The organism is Roseateles sp. GW821-FHT09G03, assembly GCF_059416045.1.
In genome coordinates this window covers 305,177-327,471 of sequence record NZ_JBWKOK010000005.1, presented here as the reverse complement: position 1 = coordinate 327,471, position 22,295 = coordinate 305,177, and the positions used below count along the sequence as shown (strand labels likewise).

Annotated in this window: 29 protein-coding genes; 23 read left to right on the top strand and 6 right to left on the bottom strand. The window is 69.1% G+C overall.

From position 1 onward, the window contains the following. Nucleotides 1–41 precede the first annotated feature (41 nt). The 6 genes from AC07OZ_RS20055 to AC07OZ_RS20030 are packed head-to-tail and all read left to right on the top strand — an operon-like array spanning nt 42 to nt 4,326. Nucleotides 42–755: a FliA/WhiG family RNA polymerase sigma factor gene (locus AC07OZ_RS20055; RefSeq protein WP_495468842.1), complete on the top strand. Its 714-nt coding sequence runs from the start codon at nt 42–44 to the stop codon at nt 753–755. 32 nt (nt 756–787) lie between these two features. Further along, nucleotides 788–1,720, top strand: a complete 933-nt coding sequence (gene motA / locus AC07OZ_RS20050; RefSeq protein ID WP_495468841.1) for a flagellar motor stator protein MotA — start codon at nt 788–790, stop codon at nt 1,718–1,720. After that, nucleotides 1,710–2,723: a flagellar motor protein MotB gene (locus tag AC07OZ_RS20045; RefSeq protein ID WP_495468840.1), complete on the top strand. Its 1,014-nt coding sequence runs from the start codon at nt 1,710–1,712 to the stop codon at nt 2,721–2,723. The genes motA and AC07OZ_RS20045 overlap by 11 nt, the downstream gene beginning before the upstream one ends. A gap of 37 nt (nt 2,724–2,760) precedes the next feature. After that, nucleotides 2,761–3,054, top strand: coding sequence for a flagellar biosynthesis anti-sigma factor FlgM (gene flgM / locus AC07OZ_RS20040; protein WP_495468839.1), 294 nt, complete (start codon nt 2,761–2,763; stop codon nt 3,052–3,054). Beyond that, nucleotides 3,051–3,515 (top strand): flagellar protein FlgN, encoded by a 465-nt coding sequence (locus tag AC07OZ_RS20035; protein WP_495468838.1) that lies wholly within the window; start codon nt 3,051–3,053, stop codon nt 3,513–3,515. The genes flgM and AC07OZ_RS20035 overlap by 4 nt, the downstream gene beginning before the upstream one ends. After that, nucleotides 3,502–4,326: a glycoside hydrolase family 73 protein gene (locus AC07OZ_RS20030; protein ID WP_495468837.1), complete on the top strand. Its 825-nt coding sequence runs from the start codon at nt 3,502–3,504 to the stop codon at nt 4,324–4,326. The genes AC07OZ_RS20035 and AC07OZ_RS20030 overlap by 14 nt, the downstream gene beginning before the upstream one ends. 23 nt (nt 4,327–4,349) lie before the next feature. On the opposite strand, the gene flgA is transcribed toward AC07OZ_RS20030, so the two are convergent. Further along, on the bottom strand, nt 4,350–5,030 hold the full coding sequence (gene flgA, locus AC07OZ_RS20025) for a flagellar basal body P-ring formation chaperone FlgA (protein ID WP_495468836.1): 681 nt from the start codon (nt 5,028–5,030) through the stop codon (nt 4,350–4,352). 109 nt (nt 5,031–5,139) lie between these two features. Here flgA and flgB point away from each other — a divergent pair, with 109 nt between their 5' ends. From flgB to AC07OZ_RS19965, 12 genes are all read left to right on the top strand, one after another. After that, complete coding sequence (gene flgB, locus AC07OZ_RS20020) at nt 5,140–5,526, top strand: flagellar basal body rod protein FlgB (protein WP_495468835.1); 387 nt, start codon at nt 5,140–5,142, stop codon at nt 5,524–5,526. A gap of 26 nt (nt 5,527–5,552) precedes the next feature. Beyond that, nucleotides 5,553–5,978: a flagellar basal body rod protein FlgC gene (flgC, locus tag AC07OZ_RS20015; protein WP_495468834.1), complete on the top strand. Its 426-nt coding sequence runs from the start codon at nt 5,553–5,555 to the stop codon at nt 5,976–5,978. 45 nt (nt 5,979–6,023) lie between these two features. Continuing rightward, a complete protein-coding gene (locus AC07OZ_RS20010) occupies nt 6,024–6,683 on the top strand; it encodes a flagellar hook capping FlgD N-terminal domain-containing protein (RefSeq protein WP_495468833.1) in 660 nt (219 codons plus the stop codon). A gap of 72 nt (nt 6,684–6,755) precedes the next feature. Beyond that, entirely contained in the window at nt 6,756–7,964 is a 1,209-nt protein-coding gene (locus AC07OZ_RS20005) for a flagellar hook protein FlgE (RefSeq protein WP_495468832.1), read from the top strand. Between the two features lie 61 nt (nt 7,965–8,025). After that, nucleotides 8,026–8,760 (top strand): flagellar basal body rod protein FlgF, encoded by a 735-nt coding sequence (locus AC07OZ_RS20000; protein WP_495468831.1) that lies wholly within the window; start codon nt 8,026–8,028, stop codon nt 8,758–8,760. A gap of 61 nt (nt 8,761–8,821) precedes the next feature. Beyond that, on the top strand, nt 8,822–9,610 hold the full coding sequence (gene flgG, locus AC07OZ_RS19995) for a flagellar basal-body rod protein FlgG (protein WP_495468830.1): 789 nt from the start codon (nt 8,822–8,824) through the stop codon (nt 9,608–9,610). 10 nt (nt 9,611–9,620) lie between these two features. Continuing rightward, complete coding sequence (flgH, locus tag AC07OZ_RS19990) at nt 9,621–10,298, top strand: flagellar basal body L-ring protein FlgH (RefSeq protein ID WP_495468829.1); 678 nt, start codon at nt 9,621–9,623, stop codon at nt 10,296–10,298. A gap of 7 nt (nt 10,299–10,305) precedes the next feature. Continuing rightward, entirely contained in the window at nt 10,306–11,406 is a 1,101-nt protein-coding gene (locus AC07OZ_RS19985) for a flagellar basal body P-ring protein FlgI (protein WP_495468828.1), read from the top strand. Next, on the top strand, nt 11,406–11,813 hold the full coding sequence (locus tag AC07OZ_RS19980) for a rod-binding protein (RefSeq protein ID WP_495468827.1): 408 nt from the start codon (nt 11,406–11,408) through the stop codon (nt 11,811–11,813). Before AC07OZ_RS19985 ends, AC07OZ_RS19980 begins: the two co-directional genes overlap by 1 nt. Then, a complete protein-coding gene (flgK, locus tag AC07OZ_RS19975) occupies nt 11,810–13,177 on the top strand; it encodes a flagellar hook-associated protein FlgK (protein ID WP_495468826.1) in 1,368 nt (455 codons plus the stop codon). The genes AC07OZ_RS19980 and flgK overlap by 4 nt, the downstream gene beginning before the upstream one ends. A 48-nt stretch (nt 13,178–13,225) precedes the next feature. Next, a complete protein-coding gene (gene flgL, locus AC07OZ_RS19970) occupies nt 13,226–14,107 on the top strand; it encodes a flagellar hook-associated protein FlgL (protein WP_495468825.1) in 882 nt (293 codons plus the stop codon). Further along, on the top strand, nt 14,097–15,218 hold the full coding sequence (locus AC07OZ_RS19965; protein WP_495468824.1) for a hypothetical protein: 1,122 nt from the start codon (nt 14,097–14,099) through the stop codon (nt 15,216–15,218). The genes flgL and AC07OZ_RS19965 overlap by 11 nt, the downstream gene beginning before the upstream one ends. Before the next feature lie 21 nt (nt 15,219–15,239). Here AC07OZ_RS19965 and AC07OZ_RS19960 read toward each other — a convergent pair whose 3' ends face one another. After that, on the bottom strand, nt 15,240–16,883 hold the full coding sequence (locus AC07OZ_RS19960; RefSeq protein WP_495468823.1) for a hypothetical protein: 1,644 nt from the start codon (nt 16,881–16,883) through the stop codon (nt 15,240–15,242). Between the two features lie 210 nt (nt 16,884–17,093). Here AC07OZ_RS19960 and AC07OZ_RS19955 point away from each other — a divergent pair, with 210 nt between their 5' ends. The 3 genes from AC07OZ_RS19955 (at nt 17,094) to upp (ending at nt 19,433) form a co-directional block, all read left to right on the top strand. Next, nucleotides 17,094–17,879 carry an acetyltransferase domain-containing protein gene (locus tag AC07OZ_RS19955; protein ID WP_495468822.1) on the top strand — a complete coding sequence of 262 codons (786 nt, stop codon included), beginning with the start codon at nt 17,094–17,096 and terminating at the stop codon, nt 17,877–17,879. A gap of 64 nt (nt 17,880–17,943) precedes the next feature. Continuing rightward, a complete protein-coding gene (rlmB, locus tag AC07OZ_RS19950) occupies nt 17,944–18,699 on the top strand; it encodes a 23S rRNA (guanosine(2251)-2'-O)-methyltransferase RlmB (protein WP_331614266.1) in 756 nt (251 codons plus the stop codon). Between the two features lie 101 nt (nt 18,700–18,800). Further along, nucleotides 18,801–19,433, top strand: a complete 633-nt coding sequence (gene upp, locus AC07OZ_RS19945; RefSeq protein WP_067274770.1) for a uracil phosphoribosyltransferase — start codon at nt 18,801–18,803, stop codon at nt 19,431–19,433. Nucleotides 19,434–19,472: 39 nt separating this feature from the next. On the opposite strand, the gene AC07OZ_RS19940 is transcribed toward upp, so the two are convergent. Both AC07OZ_RS19940 and AC07OZ_RS19935 read right to left on the bottom strand, forming a co-directional pair. Next, on the bottom strand, nt 19,473–19,793 hold the full coding sequence (locus tag AC07OZ_RS19940) for a hypothetical protein (protein ID WP_495468821.1): 321 nt from the start codon (nt 19,791–19,793) through the stop codon (nt 19,473–19,475). 133 nt (nt 19,794–19,926) lie between these two features. After that, nucleotides 19,927–20,517, bottom strand: coding sequence for a hypothetical protein (locus AC07OZ_RS19935; protein ID WP_495468820.1), 591 nt, complete (start codon nt 20,515–20,517; stop codon nt 19,927–19,929). 52 nt (nt 20,518–20,569) lie between these two features. Between AC07OZ_RS19935 and AC07OZ_RS19930 the strand changes: the two genes are divergently transcribed. Continuing rightward, nucleotides 20,570–20,752, top strand: a complete 183-nt coding sequence (locus AC07OZ_RS19930; protein WP_495468819.1) for a hypothetical protein — start codon at nt 20,570–20,572, stop codon at nt 20,750–20,752. 21 nt (nt 20,753–20,773) lie between these two features. Next, nucleotides 20,774–21,118, top strand: coding sequence for a hypothetical protein (locus tag AC07OZ_RS19925; protein WP_495468818.1), 345 nt, complete (start codon nt 20,774–20,776; stop codon nt 21,116–21,118). A 33-nt stretch (nt 21,119–21,151) separates the two neighbouring features. Here the strand turns inward: AC07OZ_RS19925 and AC07OZ_RS19920 are convergent, their stop codons facing one another. Beyond that, a complete protein-coding gene (locus AC07OZ_RS19920) occupies nt 21,152–21,805 on the bottom strand; it encodes a glutathione S-transferase (RefSeq protein ID WP_495468817.1) in 654 nt (217 codons plus the stop codon). Then, nucleotides 21,793–22,275, bottom strand: coding sequence for a GreA/GreB family elongation factor (locus AC07OZ_RS19915; protein WP_495468816.1), 483 nt, complete (start codon nt 22,273–22,275; stop codon nt 21,793–21,795). Before AC07OZ_RS19915 ends, AC07OZ_RS19920 begins: the two co-directional genes overlap by 13 nt. Nucleotides 22,276–22,295 lie beyond the last annotated feature (20 nt).

The following is a 22,295-nucleotide window of genomic DNA, read 5'->3' as shown; positions in this document are numbered from 1 at the left end:
GGCCCGGCCGCACGCGACCCGCATCACGAGGAACCAGCACCGTGCAACACGCCTACGCCGAATGGGGCGCCGTCGCGACGGCGGGCCTGAGCGCAGAGCTCGAGCAGCGCGCGCTGCGCGAGTACGCGCCGCTGGTCAAGCGCGTGGTGCGGCAGCTGTCGGCACAGGCCAGCGCGGTGATGGACCGCGAGGACATGGAGCAGATCGGCCTGATGGGCCTGCTGGAGGCGCTGCGTCGTTACGGCCTGCCGGACGCGGGTTTCGGCGCCTTCGCCGCGCTGCGGGTGCGCGGCGCGATCCTGGACGAGCTGCGCCGCCAGGACTGGCGTCCGCGCACGGTGCGTCAGGACAGCCACAAGCAGCGCGACGCGCTGCGCGCGCTGACGCGGCAGCTCGGCCGCGAGGCGACCGAGGCCGAGATCCTGCGCCACCTGAAGCTCACGCCACAGCAGTACCAGGACTTCCTCCAGGCCGAGGTGGCCGAGGAGATGGCCAGCTTCGACGAACTGGTCGAGGAACTCGCGCAGCTGCCCAGCGAGCACCGCAATCCGGAGGCGCAGCTGATGGTCACGCGCTCGATCGCGCAGGCGCTGACGGCGCTCAACGAGCGTGAGCAGCGCGTGATCCAGCTCTATTACGAATTCGACGCCAGCCTCAAGGAGATCGCCGCCGTGCTCGATCTCACCGAGGCGCGCGTCTCCCAGATCAACAAGGCCGCGCTCGCCAAGATGCGCGCCTTTCTGCAGCAAGTCTGACGACCGGCGGAACAGGAACAAGGGGAACGGACATGCAGGCACTCATCGGAATCGGGATCGTCCTGGGCTGCGTCTTCGGCGGCTTCATGCTGCACGGCGGCCAGTTCAAGGTCATCTGGCAGCCGGTGGAGCTGCTGATCATCGTCGGCGCCGGCGTGGGCGCGATCGTGCTCGGCAATCCGCGCCACGTGCTGTCGGAGATGCTGCTGCAGCTGCGCAAGCTGGTGCGCCGCAGCGACCACGGGCAGGAGTTCCAGCGCCAGCTGCTGCTGCTGATGTACGAGCTGCTGCAGACGGCCGCCGGCGGCCTGAAGGCGCTGGACGCGCACGTCGAGGCGCCGCACGAGAGCGCGCTGTTCCAGCGTTATCCGCTGATCCTGGAGAACCGCAAGCTGCTGCACTTCATCGTCGACAACTTCCGCCTGATGGCGATGGGCAAGATCAACGCGCATGAGCTCGAGGGCGTGCTGGAGCAGGAGCTCGAGGCCATCCACGACGAGCTGATCCAGCCGTCCAAGTCGCTGCACAAGATCGCGGAGGCGATGCCGGGCTTCGGCATCCTGGCCGCGGTGCTGGGCATCGTGATGGCGATGAACCATGTCGCCGAAGGCGCGGGCACCGGCGAGATCGCCGTGATGGTGGCCGCCGCGATGGTCGGGACCTTCATCGGCATCTTCTTCTGCTACGGCGTGATGGACCCGCTGTCCAACATGATGAAGCAGCTGGTGCATCACGAACTGGCCTCGCTGGAATCCGTGAAGGTGGTGCTGGTGACGCATGTGTCGGGCAAGCCGCCGCTGCTGGCGATCGACGCCGGGCGCCGCCTGGTGCAGCTGAACATCAAGCCCAGCTTCGCGCTGCTGGAAAGCTGGATCGACGCGCTCAACGGCGACGAGCCGGCCGCCACGCCACGCCGCCGCGCCGGCGACCGCCCGGCGGGCGAAGGAGAACGCCGTGCAGCCTGAGGTGGTGTCCATCGGCCCCGGCGGCATCAGCGCCGCCGGCGGCAGGACGGCGCGCGATCACCACCCCACCGTGGTGAAGCGCGTCTCGCGCCGTGCCGACGACGACGGCCACGGCGGCGCGTGGAAGGTCGCGTTCGCGGACTTCTGCCTGGCGCTGCTGTGCCTGTTCCTGGTGCTGTGGCTGCTGGCCTCGCGCAATGCCGAGCGCATGCAGGTCGTGCTGCAGAACGCGGGCGCCAACCTGATCGAGGACGGCCAGGGGCTGACCAACTCGCTGGCCGCGGGCTCGCGCGGCAGCATGATCGAGCGCCACCCGGTGCCCGCGCGCAGCGAGGAGCCCAGCGCCGGCGACCCGCAGCACGGGTCGACCGAATCGCGCATGGGACGGCCCAGCCTAGATTCGCCGGAGCAATTGCAGGCGCTGGCGCGCCGCATCGCCGCGCTGGCCAAGGAGGAAGGCCTGGAGGGCCATCTGCGCAGCGCCGTCACGCCTCAGGGCCTGCGCCTGCAGCTGCACGACACCGAGTCCAGCGGCATGTTCGAACGCGGCAGCGCGCAGCCGAGCGCGCCGCTGCGTGCGCTGCTGCGCAAGCTCGGACCGCTGCTGGCGGAGATCCGCAACCAGTTGCTGATCGTCGGCCACACGGACGCGACGGCCTACCAGGACAAGGGCCCGGGCGCCTTCACGAACTGGGCCCTGTCCAGCCACCGCGCGATGGCGGCCCGCCAGGAGTTGCTGGTCGGCGGCATGCCCGAGTCCAGCGTGCTGCAGGTCACCGGCATGGCGGACTCCGCGCCGCTCGACCCGCTGACACCGACCGCCGCGGCCAACCGCCGCATCGAACTGATGCTGCTGACCGCCAAACAGGCGCAGGCGATCGCCGGGATGTTCGGTCCCGCGGGGCTGCGCGACCCGGGCCGCGAGGGCGATGCCGCCGAACAGGTCCGCGGCGCGCTGGCGAAGCCGACCGCCACGCCCGCCGCCCCGGCGGCCTCCCGGTGACGGAGGCCGCATGCGCACCAGATCCAAGGGTGAACGAATGAAGATCACAGGCACCAACCCGCTGAACCCCGCCGCCGGCACGACGTCGTCGGTGCCCGTCGAATCGACTGATCGCGCGCTCGGCGCGGGTCCGTCCTCCGGTCCCGCGATGCAGGCCGGCGAGCTCGCGAGCGAGGCGCTCAAGCCCGCGCAAGCCGCGCTCGCCGCGATGCCAGAAGTCGACGAGGTCAAGGTCGCCGCGCTGCGCGACGCGCTCGCGAAGGGCGAGATCAAGTTCGACGCGAATCGCCTGTCGCAGCTGATCCAGCGTTATCACGGAGGCCGCGCGTGACTGCCACGCTGACCCGCACGGCGCGCCGCGCCGACAGCACCGCCGCGGTGATGCTGCAGCAGCTCGCCGACGGGCTCGCGCACGACCTGCGCGGCTACGAGACGCTGCGCGCGCTGCTGGACCGCCAGTTCCACGCCGCGCTGCGGCACGAGGCCGACGCGATGGCGGCGCTGTCCGCGGAGATCCTCGCGCAGGCTGCGGAGATGGAGGCGCAACGCACGCGTCGCCGCGAGCTGCTGGTCGGGTTGCTCGGCCGTTCCGCGCAGCCCAGCCTGCGCGCGTTGCTGGAGCGCCTGCCCGCCGCGACGGCCGAGCCGATCGCCGCGTTGCGCCGCGCGATCGAGCGCGCGCTGGCCGAGTGCAAGGCGATGAACCTGCGCAACGCGCAGTTGATCGGCGAGCAGCAGGCGCTGATGCAGCAGCTGCTGGGCCGCGAGGAGCACATCTATGCGGAACGTTGATCTCCGGGCGGGTGAGTTCCCGTCGCTGGCGAGCGGTCCGGCCATGCCGGTGCGCCCTGCCAGCGCGGGCGCTTTCGGCACGCCGCGCTTCGACGCGCTGTTCAATGAACTGCACCGTGACGTGGTCCGCTACATCGAGCAGGGCGACGGCGGCGCCGATGGCGGTGCCGCTCGGGGTCTGAGCCCGGAAGGCGCGTGGGGCCGGGCGCGGGCGCTGTCGGTCGCCGGCATGGATTCGGCGCCCGGCACGGGCGGCTCCGCGGATGACGCCGTCAGCGAAGCGCAGCGCCAGGCCTTCATCGACGAGGTCCTGCCGCTGGCACGCGGCGCCGGCGCGAAGCTGGGCGTCGCGCCCGAGGTGCTGACCGCGCAGGCCGCGCTGGAGACGGGCTGGGGCCGCTCGCCCATCCGCGCGGCGGACGGTTCGAGCAGCCACAACTACTTCGGCATCAAGGCCACCGGTTGGCAGGGCGCGGTCGCGCAGGCGATGACCACGGAGGTCGAGGGTGGCGTGCCCGTCGCACGCAGCGAGGCGTTCCGCGCCTACGCGTCGCCGTCGCAGTCCTTCGACGACCTGGCCCGGCTGGTCGGCACGAGCCCGCGTTATCAGGGCGCGCTCAATGCCGGCGCGGATGCGCAGGCCTACGGCGCCGCGCTGCAGCGTGGCGGCTACGCCACCGATCCGGCGTATGCACAGAAGCTCGCGCAGGTCGCGGCGCGCGTGACGGCGCCGGCCGGCCCGGTGCCGACGACCACGCCGATGCCGGCGACGGTAGGCGCATCGACCCGTGCGGCGGGAGCGTCGAAATGACGATCGCTTTCGCCGTGGAGGCTTCAGCGCAGTTCGGCGGGCTCGACCAGTCCGGCGTCCAGCACGCGCGCCTGGATCACGCGGCCGCTGGCGTTGTTGCGCACGCGGATCAGGCCCTGGCGCGCGCCGCTGTCGAGCGCCTCGCCGGCGCCTTCGACGCTGACGCCGCCGCGGCTGGCCTGGATGCGCACGGCGTCACCGCGCTTGACCACGATGGCCGCGGCCAGCAGCCGCTTCTGCAGCAGCTGGCCGGGGCGCAGCGTCGTGCGCGCGGCGAAGCCGGGTTCCAGCGTGGACAACGCGTCGGGCGTCTGGCTGATGTCGCGGCGCTGCAGCTGCAATTGATCGTCGGTGACCGGCTGCCCGCTGGCCACGCCCTGCGTGACGACAAGGACCTCGGCGCTCAGCGTCGCGCGCAGCAGGAAGTCCTGCGGCGGCACGCGGGCGGCGTCGTCGGTGCAGCGGGCCACCAGGCGCAGGCGCATCAGGCTGCGGCTGTCCTGCAGCGCGACGTCCCAGCCGGCCGGGCAGGCCGGACGCGGACGCGGCGCGGGCTGCTGCAGCTGCAGCTCGGGCGAGATCAGGCCGGCCTGCTGGGCCTGGTCCAGCAACGCGGTGCGCGCGGTGTCCAGCACCTGGGCATCGAGCAGGGCGGTGCCGTCCTTGGCTGCGGACCGGGGGCTCGTCACGGCATCCGCGGCCATGGCGGCCGGCAGCCCGCAAGACAAGGACGCCGCTGAGATCGCGACAGCGATCGACAGCGGACGACAGACAGCAACGGATTCGGAAACGAACGGAAAGAGGGAGTCGCGCATGAGCATCGATTTCAGCAAGGCGGCCGGGGTGCATGACGACGCGCTGCGTCTGCGTGCGGAGCGGACCAAGGTCCTGGCCTCCAACATCGCCAACGTCAGCACGCCAGGGTTTCAGGCGCGCGACATCGATTTTGCCGCGTCCTTGCGCAGCGCACTCGGTTCTGGCGACGGATCGCGCGACGGCTTCAACGGGGAGCTGGCGCTGGACACCGGCGACCAGGACATGAAGTACCGCGTCCCCTACCACCCGGCGCAGGACGGCAACACCGTCGAGCTGGGCGTGGAGCAGGCCGCCTTCGCGCAGAACGCGCTCGATTTCCAGACCAGCCTGAGCTTCGTGAACATGAAGCTCAAGGGCCTGGCCAAGGCCATCAGCGGCCAGTAAGCACGGCCAGAAAGCAGGGAGCTCCCATGTCCTTCAAGCAGATCACCCAGATCGCCGGTTCGGCGATGTCCGCGCAGACGGTGCGCCTGAACACGATCGCCAGCAACCTGGCCAACGCGCAGTCCGCCGCCGGCAGCGAGACCGCCACGTACCACGCCCGCAAGCCGGTGTTCGCCGCGCTGGCCGCGCGCGAAGGGCTGGGCGATCAGCAGCTCGCCGGCACGCGCGTGCAGGTGCTGGACGTCGTCGAGAGCCAGGAACCGCTGCGCAAGGCCTACGAGCCCGAGAACCCGCTCGCCAACGAGAACGGCGAGGTCTTCTATCCCAACGTCAATCCGGTCGCCGAGATGACCGACATGTTGTCCGCCTCGCGCGCCTTCGAGACCAACGTCGAAGTGCTGTCGCGCGTGAAGTCGATGCAGCAGTCGCTGCTGCGCCTCGGCGAGAGTTGATCGTCGCGATCAAGACCTGACCCCGAAATTCCACGGAGCCCCGACATGACCACCCCCGTCAACAACAACTCAAGCGGCAACGGTTCGTCCTCCAACGCGATCGCCGGCAACGGCGACAGCGGCGGCCTGAGCAACCTGTTCACCACGCTGCTCGTCGCGCAGATCAAGAACCAGGATCCGCTGTCGCCGCAGGACCCGTCGCAGTTCGTCAGCCAGCTCACGCAGCTGAGCCAGGTCGAGTCGATGCAGAAGCTCACCTCGCAAGGCCAGACCAACGCCAGCATGCTGGCGAGCCTGCAGCTGATGACGCTGGGCGCGCAGGTCGGCTCCACGCTGCAGGCCGCCGTGTCGCAGGTGCAACTGGAGGGCGAGAAGGTCGAGCTGCGCTACACGCTGGATTCGAGCAGCCCGGCCAACACCCTGGTGGTGACCGCCGGCGACGGCACCGAGCAGCGCATCGACCTCGGGTCGCTCGGCAAGGGCGAGCACGGCTACACGCTGGACCCGGCCAAGCTCGGCCTGCGCGACGGCCAGTACAGCCTGAAGTTCGAGGCCAAGGACAAGCGCGACGTCAGCCTCGAAACCATCGCCCGCCTGGACGGCGTGCGCCTGTCCGCCGACGGCAGCGTGATGCTGCAGCTCGCCGGCGTCGGCGAGGTCAGCAGCCAGGCCATCACCCAGTTCAAGGGCCGCGCCGCGTCCTGACGCGCGCGCCGCCCCCAGAGTTCTTCCAGAGTCTTCTCGAGTTCCCAGCATCCAACGCCTTCGGAGGCCCCCATGAGTTTCGAAATCGCACGTTCGGGCATCAACGCGGTCAACGCCAGCCTGGAGACCATCAGCAACAACATCGCCAACTCCGGCACCTACGGCTTCAAGTCCAGCCGCAGCAACTTCTCGTCGATGTACGCGGACAGCCACCCGACCGGCGTGGAGGTGGGCTCGATCTCGCAGAGCATCCAGACCGGCGGCGGCCTGTTCAACACCGGCCGCGGCATGGACGCGATGATCCAGGGCCGCGGCTTCTTCGCGGTCAAGGGCGACGACGGCCAGACCGTGTTCACCCGCGTCGGCCTGTTCGACGTCGACAAGGACGGCAACGTCATCGACAGCCTGGGCCGCAAGGCGCAGGGCTACGCCGCGGTGCTGGACGCCAGCGGCCGTCCGGTGCCGGGCGCCGGCCTGGGCGCCTTCGGCGACCTGCGCGTCAACGCCGGCACGATCCCGGCGCAGGCCAGCGACGTGCTGACCTACAACGGCAACCTCAGCGCCGACTGGACCGTGCCCGCGCTCGCGCCCTTCGACAAGGACGACTCGCGCAGCTACAACAGCTCGGTGACCTCGGTCGTGTACGACTCGCTGGGCACCAAGCACAGCGTGACGCAGTACTTCGTGAAGACCGGCGTCGGCGCCGTCAACGCGTACTACAGCTTCGACGGCGCGGCCCCGGCCGGCGTCGGCGCGACGATGACCTTCGACGCGCAGGGCCAGCTCACCGCCGTGCCCGCCGTGACGCTGAACGCCGCGCCCGCCAACGGCGCCGCGCCGATCGCGATGCGTATCGACTACACCAGCACCACGCAGTTCGCCGGCGACACGACGACGCGCACCAACGAGTCCAACGGCTACGCCGCCGGCACGCTGACCGGCACCAGCCTGTCGGAGGACGGCTCGCTGATCGCCAACTACAGCAACGGCGAGAAGCAGACCGTCGGCACCATCGCGCTGGCGACCTTCGCCAACGAGAACGCGCTCAAGCCGATGAGCGACACCAGCTGGTCCGCGACCATCGACAGCGGCGTCGCGCTGTACTCGCGCCCGGGCGCGGGCACCGCGTCCAAGCTCAGCGCCGGCGCGATCGAGCAGTCCAACGTCGACGTCACCGGCGAGCTCGTCAGCCTGATGAGCGCGCAGCGCAACTACCAGGCCAACACCAAGCTCATCTCGACCGAGAACGAGATGATGCAGGCGCTGATGCAGGCCGTCTGACGCGTCGTCGTCTCCTGACCCGACCGATCCCACCGACCTCACGGACTGAAGCGAGCCCCCGATGGACGCCCTGATCTACACCGTCATGAGCGGCGCCGAGCGCATCCAGCGCGCGCAGGCCGTGCATGCCAACAACCTGGCCAACATGGAGACGGCCGGCTTCCGCGCCAACCTGGAGCAGGCCAGCGCCGCGCAGGTGAAGGGCTACGGCTACGACGCGCGGCACCTGTCGCAGGCGCGCTCGGACGTCGTCAGCGCGCGGGCCGGCAGCCAGCGCGACACGGGCCGCGATCTCGACCTGGCGGTCGAGGGCGAGGGCCTGTTCGCGGTCGCGCAGGACGGTCCGGCGGGCCGCGAGGCCTACACCCGCAGCGGCAACTTCACCGTCGACGCCGACGGCACGCTGCGCCTGGGCCGTCATGCGGTGCTGGGCGAGGGCGGTCCCATCGTGCTGCCGCCGCATGACAAGCTGGAAGTGCAGCCCGACGGCACGATCTCGGTCCTGTCCAACGGACAGCCCGAGCTGCAGACGGTGGACCGCCTCAAGCTGGTGAAGCCGCCGTTCTCGCAGCTGACCAAGAACGAGGCCGGCCTGCTGGTGACGCGCGACGGCAGCACGCCGGCGGCCGATCCCGCCGTGCAGGTCGCCAAGGGCAAGCTCGAGTCGAGCAACGTGTCGGCCGTCGAGGAGATGGTCGCCACGATGAACCTGGCCCGCGACTTCGAGCTGCAGATGCGCCTCTACAAGGCCGCCGACGGCATGGCCGACACCGGCAACCGGCTGGTGCGCGAGTGACGCGCGCCCGCCGGTTCTTCCGACATTCCCGCATTTCCTGAACATCCCCAAGGAGCCCCCGATGAACCCCGCCATGTGGATCAGCAAGACCGGCGTGCAGGCGCAGGACGCCAAGCTGCAAGCGATCGCCAACAACCTGGCCAACGTCAACACGGTCGGCTTCAAGCGCGACCGGGTGATGTTCGAGGACCTCTTCTACCAGGTGGAGCGCCAGCCCGGCGCGCAGGCCGAGGACGGCACCGCCGCGCCGACCGGCGTGCAGCTGGGCAACGGCACGCGCATGGTGGGCACGCAGAAGGTGTTCACCAACGGCAGCCTGCAGACGACCGGGCAGAGCATGGACGTGGCCATCGTCGGCAACGGCTTCCTGCAGGTCGAGGGCCCGAACGGCCGTCCGGCCTACACGCGCGCTGGCCAGCTCAATCTGAGTCCGGAAGGCCGTCTGACGACGGCGCAAGGCCAGCGTCTGCAGCCCGAGATCACCGTGCCCATCAACGCCAAGTCGCTGACGATCGGCGAGAACGGCGTCGTGTCGATCACCGTCGCGGACAACGCCGCGCCGCAGGAGATCGGCCAGCTGCGTCTGACGCAGTTCGTCAATCCGGCCGGCCTGCTGGCGCTGGGCGACAACCTGTACCAGGAGACCGGCGCCAGCGGCGCGCCGACCGAGGGCGTGCCCGGCGAGAACGGCCTGGGCAAGCTCAAGCAGGGCGCGCTGGAAGGCTCGAACGTGCAGGTCGTCGAGGAGATGGTCGACATGATCGCGGCGCAGCGCACCTACGAGATGAACACCAAGGTGCTCTCCGCCGCCGACAACATGCTGCAGGTGCTGGCGCAGGCCGCACGCTGAGGAGAGGGCCATGAACGCCGCTGTCCGTCTTCTCCCGTCCGCCGCCGCTGCCACGCTCATGGCGCTCGCGGCGCTCCTGGGCGGCTGCGCGACCATCGCGCCGCCGGAACTGCCCAGCGCCGATCCCGGCGGCCTGCCGCTGCCGATCGCCGAGACGGTGAAGCCTTCGGGCGGCGGTGTGTTCGCCGCGGGCCGCAGCGCCAGCCTGATCGCCGACACGCGCGCCTTCCGGTCGGGCGACGTGCTGACCATCGTGCTGGAAGAGGCGACGCAGGCCAGCAAGAGCGCCAACACGCAGAGCGGCAAGACCAGCAGCGGGAACTTCGGCCTGGACCTGAACGGCAAGCAGCGCGCGTACGGCATCAACGGCGGCCGCGACTTCAACGGCAGCGGCAGCAGCTCGCAGCAGAACACGCTGCAGGGCGCGATCACCGTCGTCGTGCAGGAGGTGACGTCCAACGGCCTGCTGCGCGTGCACGGCGAGAAGAGCCTGACGCTGAACCAGGGCGAGGAACTGATGCGCGTGGCCGGCTACGTCCGTCCGGCCGATGTGGACAGCGAGAACCGCGTGTCCTCGCAGCGCGTCGCCAACGCCCGCATCGCCTACAGCGGCCGGGGCCAGTTGGCCGACGCCAACACGCCGGGCTGGTTCACGCGCTGGTTCAACAGCCCGTGGAATCCGATCTGAGGCTCCCATGAAAAAACTCCTGATCTCCCTGGCCCTGGGGCTGGCCGCGGTCGCGCCGGCCTTCGCGGCGCAGCCGCTGCGCCAGCTCGTCGACATCGAGGGCGTGCGCGAGAACCAACTGCTCGGCTACGGCCTGGTCGTCGGCCTGAACGGCAGCGGCGACAGCACGCAGGTGAAGTTCGCCGGCCAGTCGGTCGCCAACCTGCTGAAGCAGTTCGGCGTGAAGCTGCCGGAGAAGACCGAGGCCAAGTCGCGCAACGCGGCGGCGGTGATGGTGAGCGCGAGTTTCCCGTCGGGTTATCGCCGCGGCCAGTCCATCGACATCACCGTGTCCTCGCTGGGCGATGCGAAGAGCCTGCGCGGCGGCACGCTGCTGCTGACCGAGCTGCACGCCGCCGACGGCGAGGTGTATGCGCTGGCGCAGGGCAATCTCGTCGTGACCGGCCTGAATGCGCAGGGGCAGAGCGGTTCCAGCGTGACGGTGAACACGCCCACCACCGGCCGCGTGCCCAACGGCGGGTCGATCGAGCGCGAGATCGCGAGCGACTTCGACTCCCGCCCGGACGTGGTGCTGAACCTCAAGCGTCCCGCCTTCCAGACGGCGACGCAGATCGTCGACGCGCTGAACCAGCGCTTCGGCAGCGGCACCGCGTCGACGCGCGACGGCACCAGCGTGTCGGTGCGCGCGCCGATGGAATCGACGCAGCGCGTCGCCTTCGTCGCGCAGCTGCAGGGGCTGTCCATCGACGCCGCGCCGGCGCTGCCGCGCGTGATCTTCAATTCCCGCACCGGCACGGTCGTCATCGCCGACGGCGTGAAGGTGCGCCCGGCGGCGGTGTCGCACGGCTCGCTGAAGGTCGTGATCAGCGAGAGCCCGCAAGTCAGCCAGCCCAATGCCTTCAGCCAGGGCCGCACGCAGACCGTGCCGCAGTCGCAACTGCGCGTGGACCAGGGCGACGGACGGATGTTCCGCTGGCCGGCGGGGACCTCGCTGCAGGCCATCGTCGACATGGTCAACAGCATCGGCGCCAATCCGGACGACCTGATGGCGATCCTGCAGGCGCTGGACCAGGCCGGGGCGATCGAGGGCGAGCTGCAGGTGATCTGATGAGCGACTTCCCGACTTCCGCGCCGATGCCCTTGGCCGCCGCGCTCGACGGCGCCAAGGATCCCGACGCCCGCATCAAGGCGCAGGCCACCGATGCGGCCGTCAAGTTCGAGGCCTTCTTCATCAAGCAGATGATCAGCCAGATGCGCGCCGGCACACGCGCGCTGGCCGACGACGACAGCGCGGAGAACAAGCGCGCCAACCAGGACATGCTGGATCTGGCCGACGGGATGGTCGCCGACGCGCTGGCCCAGCAGCGCGCCTTCGGCATCGCCGACCTGATGCTCAAGCAGGTGCTCCCGGCGGCCGGTTTAAGTTCCGGCGCCGCCGCGTCGCCTTCCGGAGGGAAGACCCCCGCGGCCCTCCCGGCACGCGCCCCCGCATCCTCAGGACCCTCGACCTCATGAGCATCCTCCTCAACGGCCTCACCGGCGCGCAGGCCGCCCAGGCCGCGCTGGGCACCACCAGCCAGAACGTCGCCAACGCGATGACGCCGGGCTACACCCGCACCGGCGTGCTGCTGGGCTCGCTGCAGACGCCCGCGGGCGGGGCCGGCGTGCAGGTGTCCAAGCTGCTGCGCTTCGCCGACAGCTTCAAGAACGTGCAGCTGTGGCAGGCGACCAGCCAGCTCGGCCAGTACAGCGCCGGGCAGTCCTACATGACCCAGCTCGAGCAGGTCATGTCCGACGACACGGCCAACATCAACAACGGCATCGACCAGTTCTTCGCCGCGCTGAACGCGGCCAGCGTGCAGCCCGAATCCGGCCCGCTGCGCGAAGCCGTGCTGACCGCCGCCGACGGCCTGGTCAAGCGCTTCGACAGCCTGCAGCAGCTGTTCGCCAACCAGCAGACCGCGATCGCGACGCAGCGCGACGGCGTGGTCAACCAGGTCAACGCGCTGACGCAGGACATCGCGCTGCTGAACAAGCAGATCGCCGGCGGCCGCGCCACCGGCATGAACGACGCCGGGCTGCAGGACGCCCGCGACGAGAAGATCAAGGCGCTGTCCGCGCTGGTCGGCCTGCAGGTCGTGGACACCCCCGACGGCGCCAAGAGCGTGTCGCTCAAGGGCGGACAGCCGCTGGTCGTCGGCGCCGACGCGGCGGTGCTGTCCACGGCCGGTCCCGCCGCACTGAAGATCCAGTTCGCCAACACCTCGTTCACCCTGTCGGACGTGGGGCAGGGCGGCCAGCTCGGCGGCCTGGCCGATCTGCAGAAGCAGGTCCTCGGACCGATGCGCACGACGATCTCGGAGCTCGCACTGGGCATCGGCAACGCGTTCAACGCGCAGCTGGCGCTGGGCTTCGCGCCGCCCGCCGCGACGCCGGGCGCGCCGCTGTTCGACACCAGCGGCGGCACGCTCAAGATGACCGGCATCACCGCGGCTCAGCTGGCGTTCTCCAGCAGCGCCACGGTCAGCGGCGACAGCGGCAACCTGACCGCGCTGATCGGGCTGAAGAACCGGCCGATGACCATCACGACCTTCGATTCCGCCGGCAATGCCGCGGGCACGACGCAGATCGTCACCGGCGACGTCTTCACGCAGCTGGTGGGCAAGCTGGGCGTGGCGAGCTCGCTGAACCAGGGCTCGCAGAAGACCGCGACCACGGTGCGCGACCAGTCCGAGGAGGACTGGAAGTCCAGCGCCGGCGTCAACACCGACGAGGAAGCCATCAACCTGATGCAGTACCAGCAGATGTATCAGGCCAACATGAAGGTGGTGGCCGTGGCGAACCAGCTGTTCGACAGCACGCTGCAGATGCTGGGCTGAGGCCCGGACCTTCCGATCCCCGTTCACGTCGATTCCGGAGCCACTCCCATGCGCATCGCCAGCAACCAGTACCACACGACGATGAACAGCGCGCTGCAGGCCGCCAACGAGGGCCTGACGCACGTGATGCAGCAGATGGCCTCGGGCCAGCGCGTGCTCAAGCCGTCCGACGACAGCATCGCCGCGCTGCGACTGGCGCGGCTGTCGCGCGAGGAGGCCTCGCTGACCCAGTACCGCGACAACATCGGCGCGCTGAAGAGCCGGCTCAAGACCAGCGAGGTCTCGCTGGACAGCATCCGCGAGGACCTGCAGGCCACGCGTGACCTGCTGGTCTGGGCGGCCGACGCGGGCAACACCGGCGACGACCTGAACGCGATGTCGGGATCGGTGAAGACGCTGCACGACAGCCTGCTCTTCCTGGCCAACAGCAAGAACGCGGAAGGCCGCTACCTGTTCTCCGGCACGGCCAGCGACCAGCCGACCGTCGACCCCGCCTACAACTTCCTGGGCAACTCGCAGACGCAGCAGGTCGCCGTCGCGGACAACATGGCCATCGGCGGCAACGTGTCGCTCGAGGGCATGGGCGCCTTCCTGCAACAGCTCAACGCGTTGGGCGGCCAACTGGCCACGCCGGGCGTGACCGCCGAGGGCGTGCACGCCGACGTGACCGCGATGATCGATGCACTCGACCAGACGCTGGGCGACGTGGCCGGCAAGATCGGCCAGCTCGGCGGACGGCAGAACATCCTCGACACGATCGACACGAACCATGCGTCGGTCAGCCTGGCGAATCAGCAGAGCGCGCTGGATCTCGGCCAGATCGACTACGGCGAGGCCGCGACGCGCCTCAACAGCTACACGCTGGCGCTGCAGGCGACGCAGAAGGCCTATGCGAAGGTCAGCCAGCTGAGCCTGTTCGATGCGATCTGACGTGCTCACCGCGCCGGTGTTCGGCGGGGACCGCGCGTCGCGGACCGCCGATGGCGCGCGCCCGTCGGCGCCGACGACCGCACCGGCCTCGGGGGCAGACGCTCCGCGATCCTCTGCCCAGGTTCCCCAGGTCCCCCAGGCCGTCCAGGCCACGCACATCGGCGGGAAACCCGTCGTCATCGACCTCGCCGCCGCGCCGCTGCGCGCTGGCGATGGTGCTTCGGCGGCGCGCGAGCCGGGCGCGCAACTGCATCTCGGCAAGCTTCAGCAGGGACTGGATTACCTCGATCGCCTCGCCGCGGCGATGCAGCAGCTCAAGGGCGGTCTCAGCGACACGCTGGCCCGTCAGACACCGCCGTCCGCGGCGCTGGGCGCGCAGGTCGACCAGTTGCGTCAGCTCTGGTCGCAACGCAGCCGCGATGCGGGTGGACGCGTCGATGCCGAATTGCAAGCCGCGCCTGAGGACGGCGCTGCGCGACAGCGCTTCAAGCTGCGCGGCCTGGACCTGGCCGTGCTCCAGCAAGGGGGCAAGGAGACGCTGCGGCTCCAGCTGCCGGGCCAGCCGCAGGAGAGCGGTGCGGCGGGCAAGTCGACGGTGATCGCCGTCTCGCTGGACGGCGAGGGCACGCAGCAGCAACTGCAGGCGCTGACGAAGGCGCTGTCGCCGGCGGGGCTGTCGGTGCAGGCGCAGGGCTCCGAGATCGTCTTCAGCGTGGCGGAGTCGCAGTGGCCCGCGCTGCGCGACGGTCTGACGCTGCGCGGCGAGGGCAAGCGCTTCCCGAGCGGACAGCCGGTGCGCGCGCTGCTGGAGCCGGCCCCGGACGCGCTGCAGCCGCAGCGCTGGGACGTGAAGGAAACGACCGGCCAGCGACAGGCGCTGGGGCAGTTGCTGCAGGCGCAGCCCAAGGTCGCCCAGGCGCGGGCGCGACTGAACGAGCAGCTCGAGTCGGCCGCGCGGCCGGTGCCGTCGATGGCGCCGGAACAGGCCGGCGCGCTCGCCGCCACGTTGGCGGGCGAGCTGTCCGGCGCCGAGTACAGCGACGTCGGCGCATTGCTGCCCGCGCTGCGGGGCATGCACCGGCAGCGCGTGCGGCAGCTCTTGTCGGTCTGAGAGCCCGTCGGGGCCTCGTGCTCACGAGGACGGCAGGCGGCCGACGAAGTCGTCGATCTGGAACGGCAGGCAGATCGTGTGCGGCAGCGACTTGCTGTGGCTGAACCGGGTCAGCGTCTTCACCAGCAGGGAGCTCTCGCGGCAGTCGCCGCGTGTGACGCTGGCGACGCGCTGTCCGTCCGCCTTCAGGCGCGCGATCATGTCCTCGGTGTTGCGCGCCGGGACCAGGGTGTCCTCGCTGTAGTGGAACATCCTGAATTCGGTCAGCGGCAGGTCGTAGCGCTGTGACCCGGAAGCGAGGCTGTTCACCAGCAACTGCGGCGTCAGGTCGGTGTGCTTGCCGGCCCGGTAGTCCGCGAGGAACGAGGGCAACACCTGACCGTCCGCGCCGAAGACGGTCTTCGGGTCGTAGTCCAGATGCTGATAGTCGCGCAGCGCGGCCAGCACGCGGCCCAGGTAGTCCGGGATGCGGCTCAGGTCCGCCTTGTCCGAGTAGTCGTCGCGCGGTCCGCCGGCGGCCGCGCGCAGCGCCGAGTCCATGGTCCGGCGGTTGTCGAAGGGGCCGTCGCCGGTCGAGACAAGACGGATCGTCGTCCGGCGCGCCAGCTGCGGCACCGACGCCATCGCCGAGAACGCACCCTGCGACGGACCGAGCATGCGCAGGTCCGTGCCGAGCTGCGCGAGGTGGCTCTGCTGGAAGTACGCGTTGACGGCGGTCAGCATGTCGACGGTCTGCGCGGCGGTGTCGGCGGCGATCAGGAAGGCCTGCGGCGAGGTCGCCGTGTCGCCCCGGCCGATCAGGTCGGGCGTGAAGTAGACATGCCCCTTGCCGGCTGCGGCCAGTCCGATCAGCACCATGGCGTTCCTGCCCGAGGAGGGCGCATCGGCCTCGTTGGATTCGGCGCCCCGCTGACCGATCACCAGCGGCTTGCCGTTGTAGTCGACGGCGGGGCCGTCCGCCGCCTGCACGGGATAGACGAGCAGGCCGCTGAGCGTGACCGGCGCGCCGGACGCGTCGACGCTGCGATAGCGCACGCGCTTGACCTGGGCGTCGAAGCCGGCGCCGGGTGAGGCGAGGTGGGGCAGTTCAAGGCGCAGCGCCTCCTTGAGCAGGTCGGCGGCCAGACGGTTCCCGCCGGCGTAGTCGTGCGCCAGCACGTCCAGCAATCCATTGATCTGCGCGCTGGTGATCAGGGAGGCGCCTGTCAGCGCTCCGAATTCCACCGGCAGATCGGTCACCTCGCCGTCCAAGGTCCCGCGGCGTTGCTGTCCGGTGCCGAAGGAGGACACGGCCTTGCCGTTCAGCTGCAGGCCATAGGCGGTCTGTGGCTGCAGCGCCTGCAGCGGCTCGATCGTGCGCGAGCCCGCGATGCCGCCGTCCGGATTCGTCCATTCGCTGGCGACGACGACCGTGGTCGGCACCGTGGCCTGGGCCTTGTCGACCAGCCTGAAGTCGTCGCAGGCGCCCGGCGTGGCAGCGGTGTAGTCGATCGTCACCGACGGATCGAGGAAGCCGGCGGTGACGGAGGCTTCGGGCGTGACGCGCAGGACCGTGCAGGCGGGGGCGACGATGTCCGGGCTTTTGTCACCCTTGTTGCCGCCGCAGGCGGCGAGCAGGAGGGACAGGCTGAGCGCGGTGAACAGGGTGGGCGGGGAAGGGCGCATGGCAGTGAGGGTGGAGGGGGCGTGGGTCGAAGCAGGAATCGTCGATGCGCGGCCACGTCGGCTCAATGCGGCGGACTGGGGGAGAAGGCGGGGTCGACTGGCCCATCGAGGCGGGGCCCCCACCCGAATGGGGGGTAGGTCGAGGTCGGCGATCGATTGCCGGACGGGCGTCATCGCGCCGTGCGGCAGCTTATGTAGACTGCTTCTCCGATGAATCCGCCGGCCCGCTTCCCGATCGCAACGCCTGACCCCGGCCTGGACGCCGCGTCGCGCGACCTCCCGACGACCCCGCGCTTCGACCGCCTCGACGCGCTGCGGGGACTGGCCATGGTGTGGATGACGGTCTTCCACTTCTGCTTCGACCTGAGCTACTTCAAGATCGTGGTGGAGGACTTCTACCGCGATCCGTTCTGGACCTGGCAGCGCAGCGGCATCGTCAGCCTGTTCCTGCTGTGCGCCGGCATGGGCCAGGCGGTGGCGCTGACGCAGGGCCAGACGGCCTACCGCTTCTGGCGCCGCTGGGGTCAGGTCATGGCGTGCGCGCTGCTGGTGTCGATCGGATCGTGGTTCATGTACCCGCGCTCCTTCATCAGCTTCGGCGTGCTGCACGGCATGGCGCTGATGCTGATCCTGGTGCGCTTCGGCTTCTCGAGACTGCCCACGGCCGCGCTGTGGCTGCTGGGTGCGGTGGCGGTCGCGCTGCCGTTCTTCGTCGCGGCGCCGTTCTTCGACACCCGGACCACGAACTGGGTCGGCCTCGTGACGCGCAAGCCGCTGACCGAGGACTTCGTCCCCATCCTGCCTTGGCTCGGCCCGATGCTGTGGGGCTGCGCGCTGATGCGCGTCGAGGCGGTGCGTGCCTGGATGCAGCGACCGCTGCTGCCGGGCATCCGTCCGCTGTCGGTGATGGGGCGGTGGTCCCTGTCGTACTACATGGTCCACCAGCCGGTGATGATCGGCGCGCTGATGGCGGCGCGGAAGATGGGATGGCTCTGACGCGCCGGCCCTGATGCGCCGACCTTGACGCGCCGGCCGTGACGGGTGCGCGACAATCGCGGCCATGAGCTCCTCTCCTTCCAAGACCCAGATCCTGTTCGGCTTCCACGCCGTCACCGTGCGGCTGAAGACCGCGCCTGCCTCGGTGCAGGAGATCCTCTTCGACGCCACCCGCAAGGACCAGCGCATGCGCGGCTTCCTCGAGAAGGCCGAGGCGGCGGGCGCGAAGCTCGTCGAGAGCGACGACGACCGGCTGAAGGCGCTGTGCGGCACGCACCGCCACCAGGGCGTGGTGGCGCGGGTGAAGGCGGTGGCGCAGTCGCATTCGCTGGACGAGGTGCTGGAGCAGGTCGAGGGACCGCCGCTGGTGCTGGTGCTGGACGGGGTCACGGATCCGCACAACCTCGGCGCCTGCCTGCGCGTGGCCGACGGTGCCGGCGCGCATGCGGTGGTCGCGCCCAAGGACCATGCGGTGGGACTGAACGCGACGGTGGCCAAGGTCGCCAGCGGCGCCGCGGAGACCGTGCCCTACCTGATGGTGACCAACCTGGCGCGTTCGCTCAATGAGCTCAAGGAGCGCGACATCTGGGTGATCGGCACCTCGGACCAGGCGGAGAAGACCCTGTACGACCTGGACCTGACGGGACCGGTGGCGCTGGTGCTGGGCGCGGAAGGCGACGGCATGCGCCAGCTGACCGCGAAGACCTGCGACGAGCTCGTGCGCATCCCGATGCAGGGCGCGGTGGAGAGCCTGAACGTCTCGGTCGCGGCCGGCGTGTGCCTGTACGAAGCGCTGCGCCAGCGGCAGAAGAAGGCCTGAGAGGGCCTGAACGGCGACGCGAGATAATCGCGCCCATTCCGGCGCCCACGAGGCGCCGTTCCCAACTCCGCAGTCCCATCCCCCATCCCCCGGGTATCGCCATGCCAGTCATCGAAGTCACGCATCCTCTCGTCAAGCACAAGATCGGCCTGATGCGGGAGGGCGACATGTCCACCAAGAAGTTCCGCGAGCTGACCGGCGAGGTCGCGCGGCTGCTGGCCTACGAGGCGACGGCGGATTTCCCGCTGGAGAAAACGACGATCGAGGGCTGGTGCGGCCAGGTCGAGATCGACCAGATCGCCGGCCGCAAGGTGACGGTGGTGCCCATCCTGCGCGCGGGACTGGGCATGCTGGACGGCGTGCTGGACATGATGCCCAACGCCAAGGTGAGCGTGGTCGGCCTGGCGCGCGACCACGAGACGCTGCAGCCGGTGAACTACTTCGAGAAGTTCGTCGGCAAGCTCGACGAGCGCACCGCGCTGATCGTCGATCCGATGCTGGCGACGGCGGGCTCGATGATCGCGACGGTCGACCTGCTCAAGCAGCGCGGCTGCAAGGACATCCGCGCGCTGGTGCTGGTGGCGGCGCCGGAAGGCGTGGCGGCGCTGAATAAGGCGCATCCGGACATCCGCTGCTGGACCGCGGCGATCGACTCGCACCTCAACGAGAACGGCTACATCATCCCGGGCCTGGGCGACGCCGGGGACAAGATCTTCGGGACGAAGGACGTTTGAGGGCCTGGCGCGCTCAGTCAGCGGCGGCTACGGCAGCCCTTAATACTCGAAGCGAATCGAGTACCTCCAATTCCCTTCGGCCTCCATCGACACGTTGTAATGGATCCGGGTCCAGATCTTTTCATAGCCTCCAAAGTGCACCAGCAGCTTCCTGATTGCCTCATGGAGTTCATCAGTGGCTGCAACCTGATCTTCATATCCTTCCGGACTTGAAATTGCGACCACCAGCTTGTCGCAGTCATTCAGACGCTCGCGTGTCACCGTCATTCCGGCCACGTGCCAATGCTCTGGAGTAGCGATGATGAGCGCATTCACAATTGCCTGATCGATTGACGCCTGTTGCTCAATAAGCGAAGTCATAGTTTCTCTTCATTCGATTGCAACGAAACCAGAAGCTCGTGACGAGGTGAGTCAGGAACGTGACCGACATGGCTCCGCTGATTGAGCCACGGGCTTCAAGATAGCGCAGATCCGCGCTCGCCGACTTCCCCGCTCACCGGAATGACGGGTTGGGTATCGCCGACGTTGATGGACGCCTGGAGGCCAACAATGCCTCCAGGCTGTAGAGGTAACCTCGAGTCACAGCGACGGTGCCTACGCCGGAAAGTCGAGAAACGATGAGACCGTAGTCTTTGCACACCTGGGCGACGTTGGTCGACGGATCCTGAAAATAGCGCTCGTCAATGAGCTGAACTGTGACTGCGTTGATGCGATCCACGCCCGCCAGCTCAGGATAAGAAGCGGCATCAGAGAACTGAGAAGCAGAATTGTTCACAGCGCGCTCAATGCCGGCGATGAGCTTTTCGTTGACCCGGCTCCACGTCTCGAACGTTGCACGTCTGTCAGCGTCATGCTCAGGCGATTCCTTCGCACATCGCTTCAGAAGCGTCGGCGGAATGAGGCGCCAAGCATTCACCTGGCCCAGTTGGTCGGCGATCGCATTGCTTCGATCGTCAGCCAGCGCGCCGCCAGTCGACGAGAAAAGTATCGTGGCGCTCAGCGCGACTGGTAGACCAGCGGCGATGCGGCTAGATGGTCGGCGCCTCTGCGTGAGGAGTCTCGGACTGCGGATGAAGAAGTTCATATCTGGCCAACACGCAACGCAATGAAGTGCGGGTGTCGACCGTCATGATCCCATGCTCGTGGCATATCCCTTCGCCACAACCACGTCCGCCATGATGGTCAACTCCAGCTTCGGAACCTTGGCTTCCCTGCTGAGCGGGGTCGGGATCTGCGTGGGGCTGGTCTGCCTGGGCTTGCAGCCACGGCTGTCGCTCGCAGAGCAGACCGCGCTGCAGGAGCAGGAGGCGAAGGTGTAGCGGGTCGAGGCACAGGAGGCGGTGCTCGGCATCGTCCCCGAAGGCTTGCGTGCTTGCGGATTCGTTGCGCTGGATGACGATCGCTCTGCCGCGCTGAAATGCGTCGAGCACGCTGAACGACATCAGCTGCCTTGCTGGGTGGCGTCGGAAGCAGAGGGCATCGACTCCGAAGTGTGGGTCGTCGTGCTGAAGGATGCCGACGGTGCGTGGCAGTTGCTCCTTGATTCGTATGGCTTGGAGAACGCGCCTCGCCCACGCTTCGGCGTGGCGAAGCTGCCTTGCGAATCGATTGAGGCGCATGCGGCGGTCAATGACCCGGACGGCCATGCGACGCGCCCACCCGCCTTCGACTGCTACCGCCGGTAGCTTCGAGCGGCACCCCTGACCTTTCCGGCAGGGTCAGAGCGGCGGAAAACGATTCACGCCTTCTGCAGGCAACTTGTGCATGCACGCCGTGAACAGCGGGTCCATGAGCCAGCCGTTCAGCCAGGACCGCAGCGACGGCATGTCCAGCGCTGCAAACCATTCCGGCTCCACTGCGGCGAACTGGCGCACGAAGGGCAACACGGCCAGGTCGGTGGCGCAGGGCGTGGTGCCGCCCAGGAAGGACTGGCTGCTCAGCCGCGCCTCCAGCGGTCGCAGAAGCACATCGACCGCGCTGTCGCGGTGTGCGTCTGGCGTGAGGGCCTCGCCCGCGTAGCGCTGCGGGTACTTCCAGCGATCCAGGTGATGCTTGAAGTCGCCGTCGTTCCGCTGCACCAGGTCAAGGTTTGCAGGCGATTGCGACAGGGCCCACCAGCCCTGCGCATCGGGCTCAGCCAGCGCCCAGCGCATGATGTCCCAGCTCTCCTCGATCACGCGGCCGTCGGGCAGTCGCAACACGGGGACCGTACCCTTGGGAGACAAGGCCAGCAAGCTGGCCGGCTTGTCGCGCAAGCTGACCTCCACCGCCTCGAAGTCCCGTCCGGCTTGCAGCAGCGCCATCCGTGCGCGCATCGCGTAGGGGCAGCGGCGAAAGGTGTAGAGCCGCGGCAACTGGCTCAATGCACCCATAGCACCTCGAACTGCTGTCGGGTCGAAGCGACCTGTATCGACACTTCATCACCTTCGCATTTGCCGAGCAGGGCCCTACAGAGCGGGGCTTCGCTGCTGATGACCTGAACGCGCTGAGCGTCGTTCACCAACTGCATGCTGCCCCCATCCGGGCCGAGGAAGAGCAGTTGCTGCCTGTCTTCGGCATCGACCAGGCAGACCAGCGCGCCGAGCTGTATGCCTTTGCTGTCGTCGTAGGGGCGCGGGCGGAACTGGCGCCAGTTGGCCATCGCCTGCCGGATGGCTTCGGCGCGACGTGCCTGGCCCGTGGCCAGGTAGGCGGCTTCCAGCCCCAAGGTGTCGTACTTGTTCTCGGCGATGTTCTCTTCGTGAGTCGCCGTTTCATGCGCCGCGCGCGCGGCCTGTTCGACTTGCAGCAGGTCTTCGGCGAGCCGTTCCAGCACCTGCTGCTGCAGCAAGGATTTATCCATGTGAAAGGTAGGCGTCCCGG

What these genes read in the sequence shown, in the direction of transcription:
- AC07OZ_RS19960 (WP_495468823.1), bottom strand. Translation starts at nt 16,883, where the DNA reads ATGCGCCCTTCCCCGCCCACCCTGTTCACCGCGCTCAGCCTGTCCCTC.
- flgB (WP_495468835.1), top strand. Translation starts at nt 5,140, where the DNA reads ATGAGCATCGATTTCAGCAAGGCGGCCGGGGTGCATGACGACGCGCTG.
- AC07OZ_RS19985 (WP_495468828.1), top strand. Translation starts at nt 10,306, where the DNA reads ATGAAAAAACTCCTGATCTCCCTGGCCCTGGGGCTGGCCGCGGTCGCG.
- flgL (WP_495468825.1), top strand. Translation starts at nt 13,226, where the DNA reads ATGCGCATCGCCAGCAACCAGTACCACACGACGATGAACAGCGCGCTG.
- AC07OZ_RS19935 (WP_495468820.1), bottom strand. Translation starts at nt 20,517, where the DNA reads ATGAACTTCTTCATCCGCAGTCCGAGACTCCTCACGCAGAGGCGCCGA.
- flgM (WP_495468839.1), top strand. Translation starts at nt 2,761, where the DNA reads ATGAAGATCACAGGCACCAACCCGCTGAACCCCGCCGCCGGCACGACG.
- flgC (WP_495468834.1), top strand. Translation starts at nt 5,553, where the DNA reads ATGTCCTTCAAGCAGATCACCCAGATCGCCGGTTCGGCGATGTCCGCG.
- AC07OZ_RS19915 (WP_495468816.1), bottom strand. Translation starts at nt 22,275, where the DNA reads ATGGATAAATCCTTGCTGCAGCAGCAGGTGCTGGAACGGCTCGCCGAA.
- motA (WP_495468841.1), top strand. Translation starts at nt 788, where the DNA reads ATGCAGGCACTCATCGGAATCGGGATCGTCCTGGGCTGCGTCTTCGGC.
- upp (WP_067274770.1), top strand. Translation starts at nt 18,801, where the DNA reads ATGCCAGTCATCGAAGTCACGCATCCTCTCGTCAAGCACAAGATCGGC.
- AC07OZ_RS19980 (WP_495468827.1), top strand. Translation starts at nt 11,406, where the DNA reads ATGAGCGACTTCCCGACTTCCGCGCCGATGCCCTTGGCCGCCGCGCTC.
- AC07OZ_RS19965 (WP_495468824.1), top strand. Translation starts at nt 14,097, where the DNA reads ATGCGATCTGACGTGCTCACCGCGCCGGTGTTCGGCGGGGACCGCGCG.
- flgH (WP_495468829.1), top strand. Translation starts at nt 9,621, where the DNA reads ATGAACGCCGCTGTCCGTCTTCTCCCGTCCGCCGCCGCTGCCACGCTC.
- AC07OZ_RS19920 (WP_495468817.1), bottom strand. Translation starts at nt 21,805, where the DNA reads ATGGGTGCATTGAGCCAGTTGCCGCGGCTCTACACCTTTCGCCGCTGC.
- flgG (WP_495468830.1), top strand. Translation starts at nt 8,822, where the DNA reads ATGAACCCCGCCATGTGGATCAGCAAGACCGGCGTGCAGGCGCAGGAC.
- AC07OZ_RS20010 (WP_495468833.1), top strand. Translation starts at nt 6,024, where the DNA reads ATGACCACCCCCGTCAACAACAACTCAAGCGGCAACGGTTCGTCCTCC.
- AC07OZ_RS19955 (WP_495468822.1), top strand. Translation starts at nt 17,094, where the DNA reads ATGAATCCGCCGGCCCGCTTCCCGATCGCAACGCCTGACCCCGGCCTG.
- AC07OZ_RS19940 (WP_495468821.1), bottom strand. Translation starts at nt 19,793, where the DNA reads ATGACTTCGCTTATTGAGCAACAGGCGTCAATCGATCAGGCAATTGTG.
- flgK (WP_495468826.1), top strand. Translation starts at nt 11,810, where the DNA reads ATGAGCATCCTCCTCAACGGCCTCACCGGCGCGCAGGCCGCCCAGGCC.
- AC07OZ_RS20005 (WP_495468832.1), top strand. Translation starts at nt 6,756, where the DNA reads ATGAGTTTCGAAATCGCACGTTCGGGCATCAACGCGGTCAACGCCAGC.
- AC07OZ_RS19930 (WP_495468819.1), top strand. Translation starts at nt 20,570, where the DNA reads ATGCTCGTGGCATATCCCTTCGCCACAACCACGTCCGCCATGATGGTC.
- AC07OZ_RS20000 (WP_495468831.1), top strand. Translation starts at nt 8,026, where the DNA reads ATGGACGCCCTGATCTACACCGTCATGAGCGGCGCCGAGCGCATCCAG.
- AC07OZ_RS20030 (WP_495468837.1), top strand. Translation starts at nt 3,502, where the DNA reads ATGCGGAACGTTGATCTCCGGGCGGGTGAGTTCCCGTCGCTGGCGAGC.
- rlmB (WP_331614266.1), top strand. Translation starts at nt 17,944, where the DNA reads ATGAGCTCCTCTCCTTCCAAGACCCAGATCCTGTTCGGCTTCCACGCC.
- flgA (WP_495468836.1), bottom strand. Translation starts at nt 5,030, where the DNA reads ATGGCCGCGGATGCCGTGACGAGCCCCCGGTCCGCAGCCAAGGACGGC.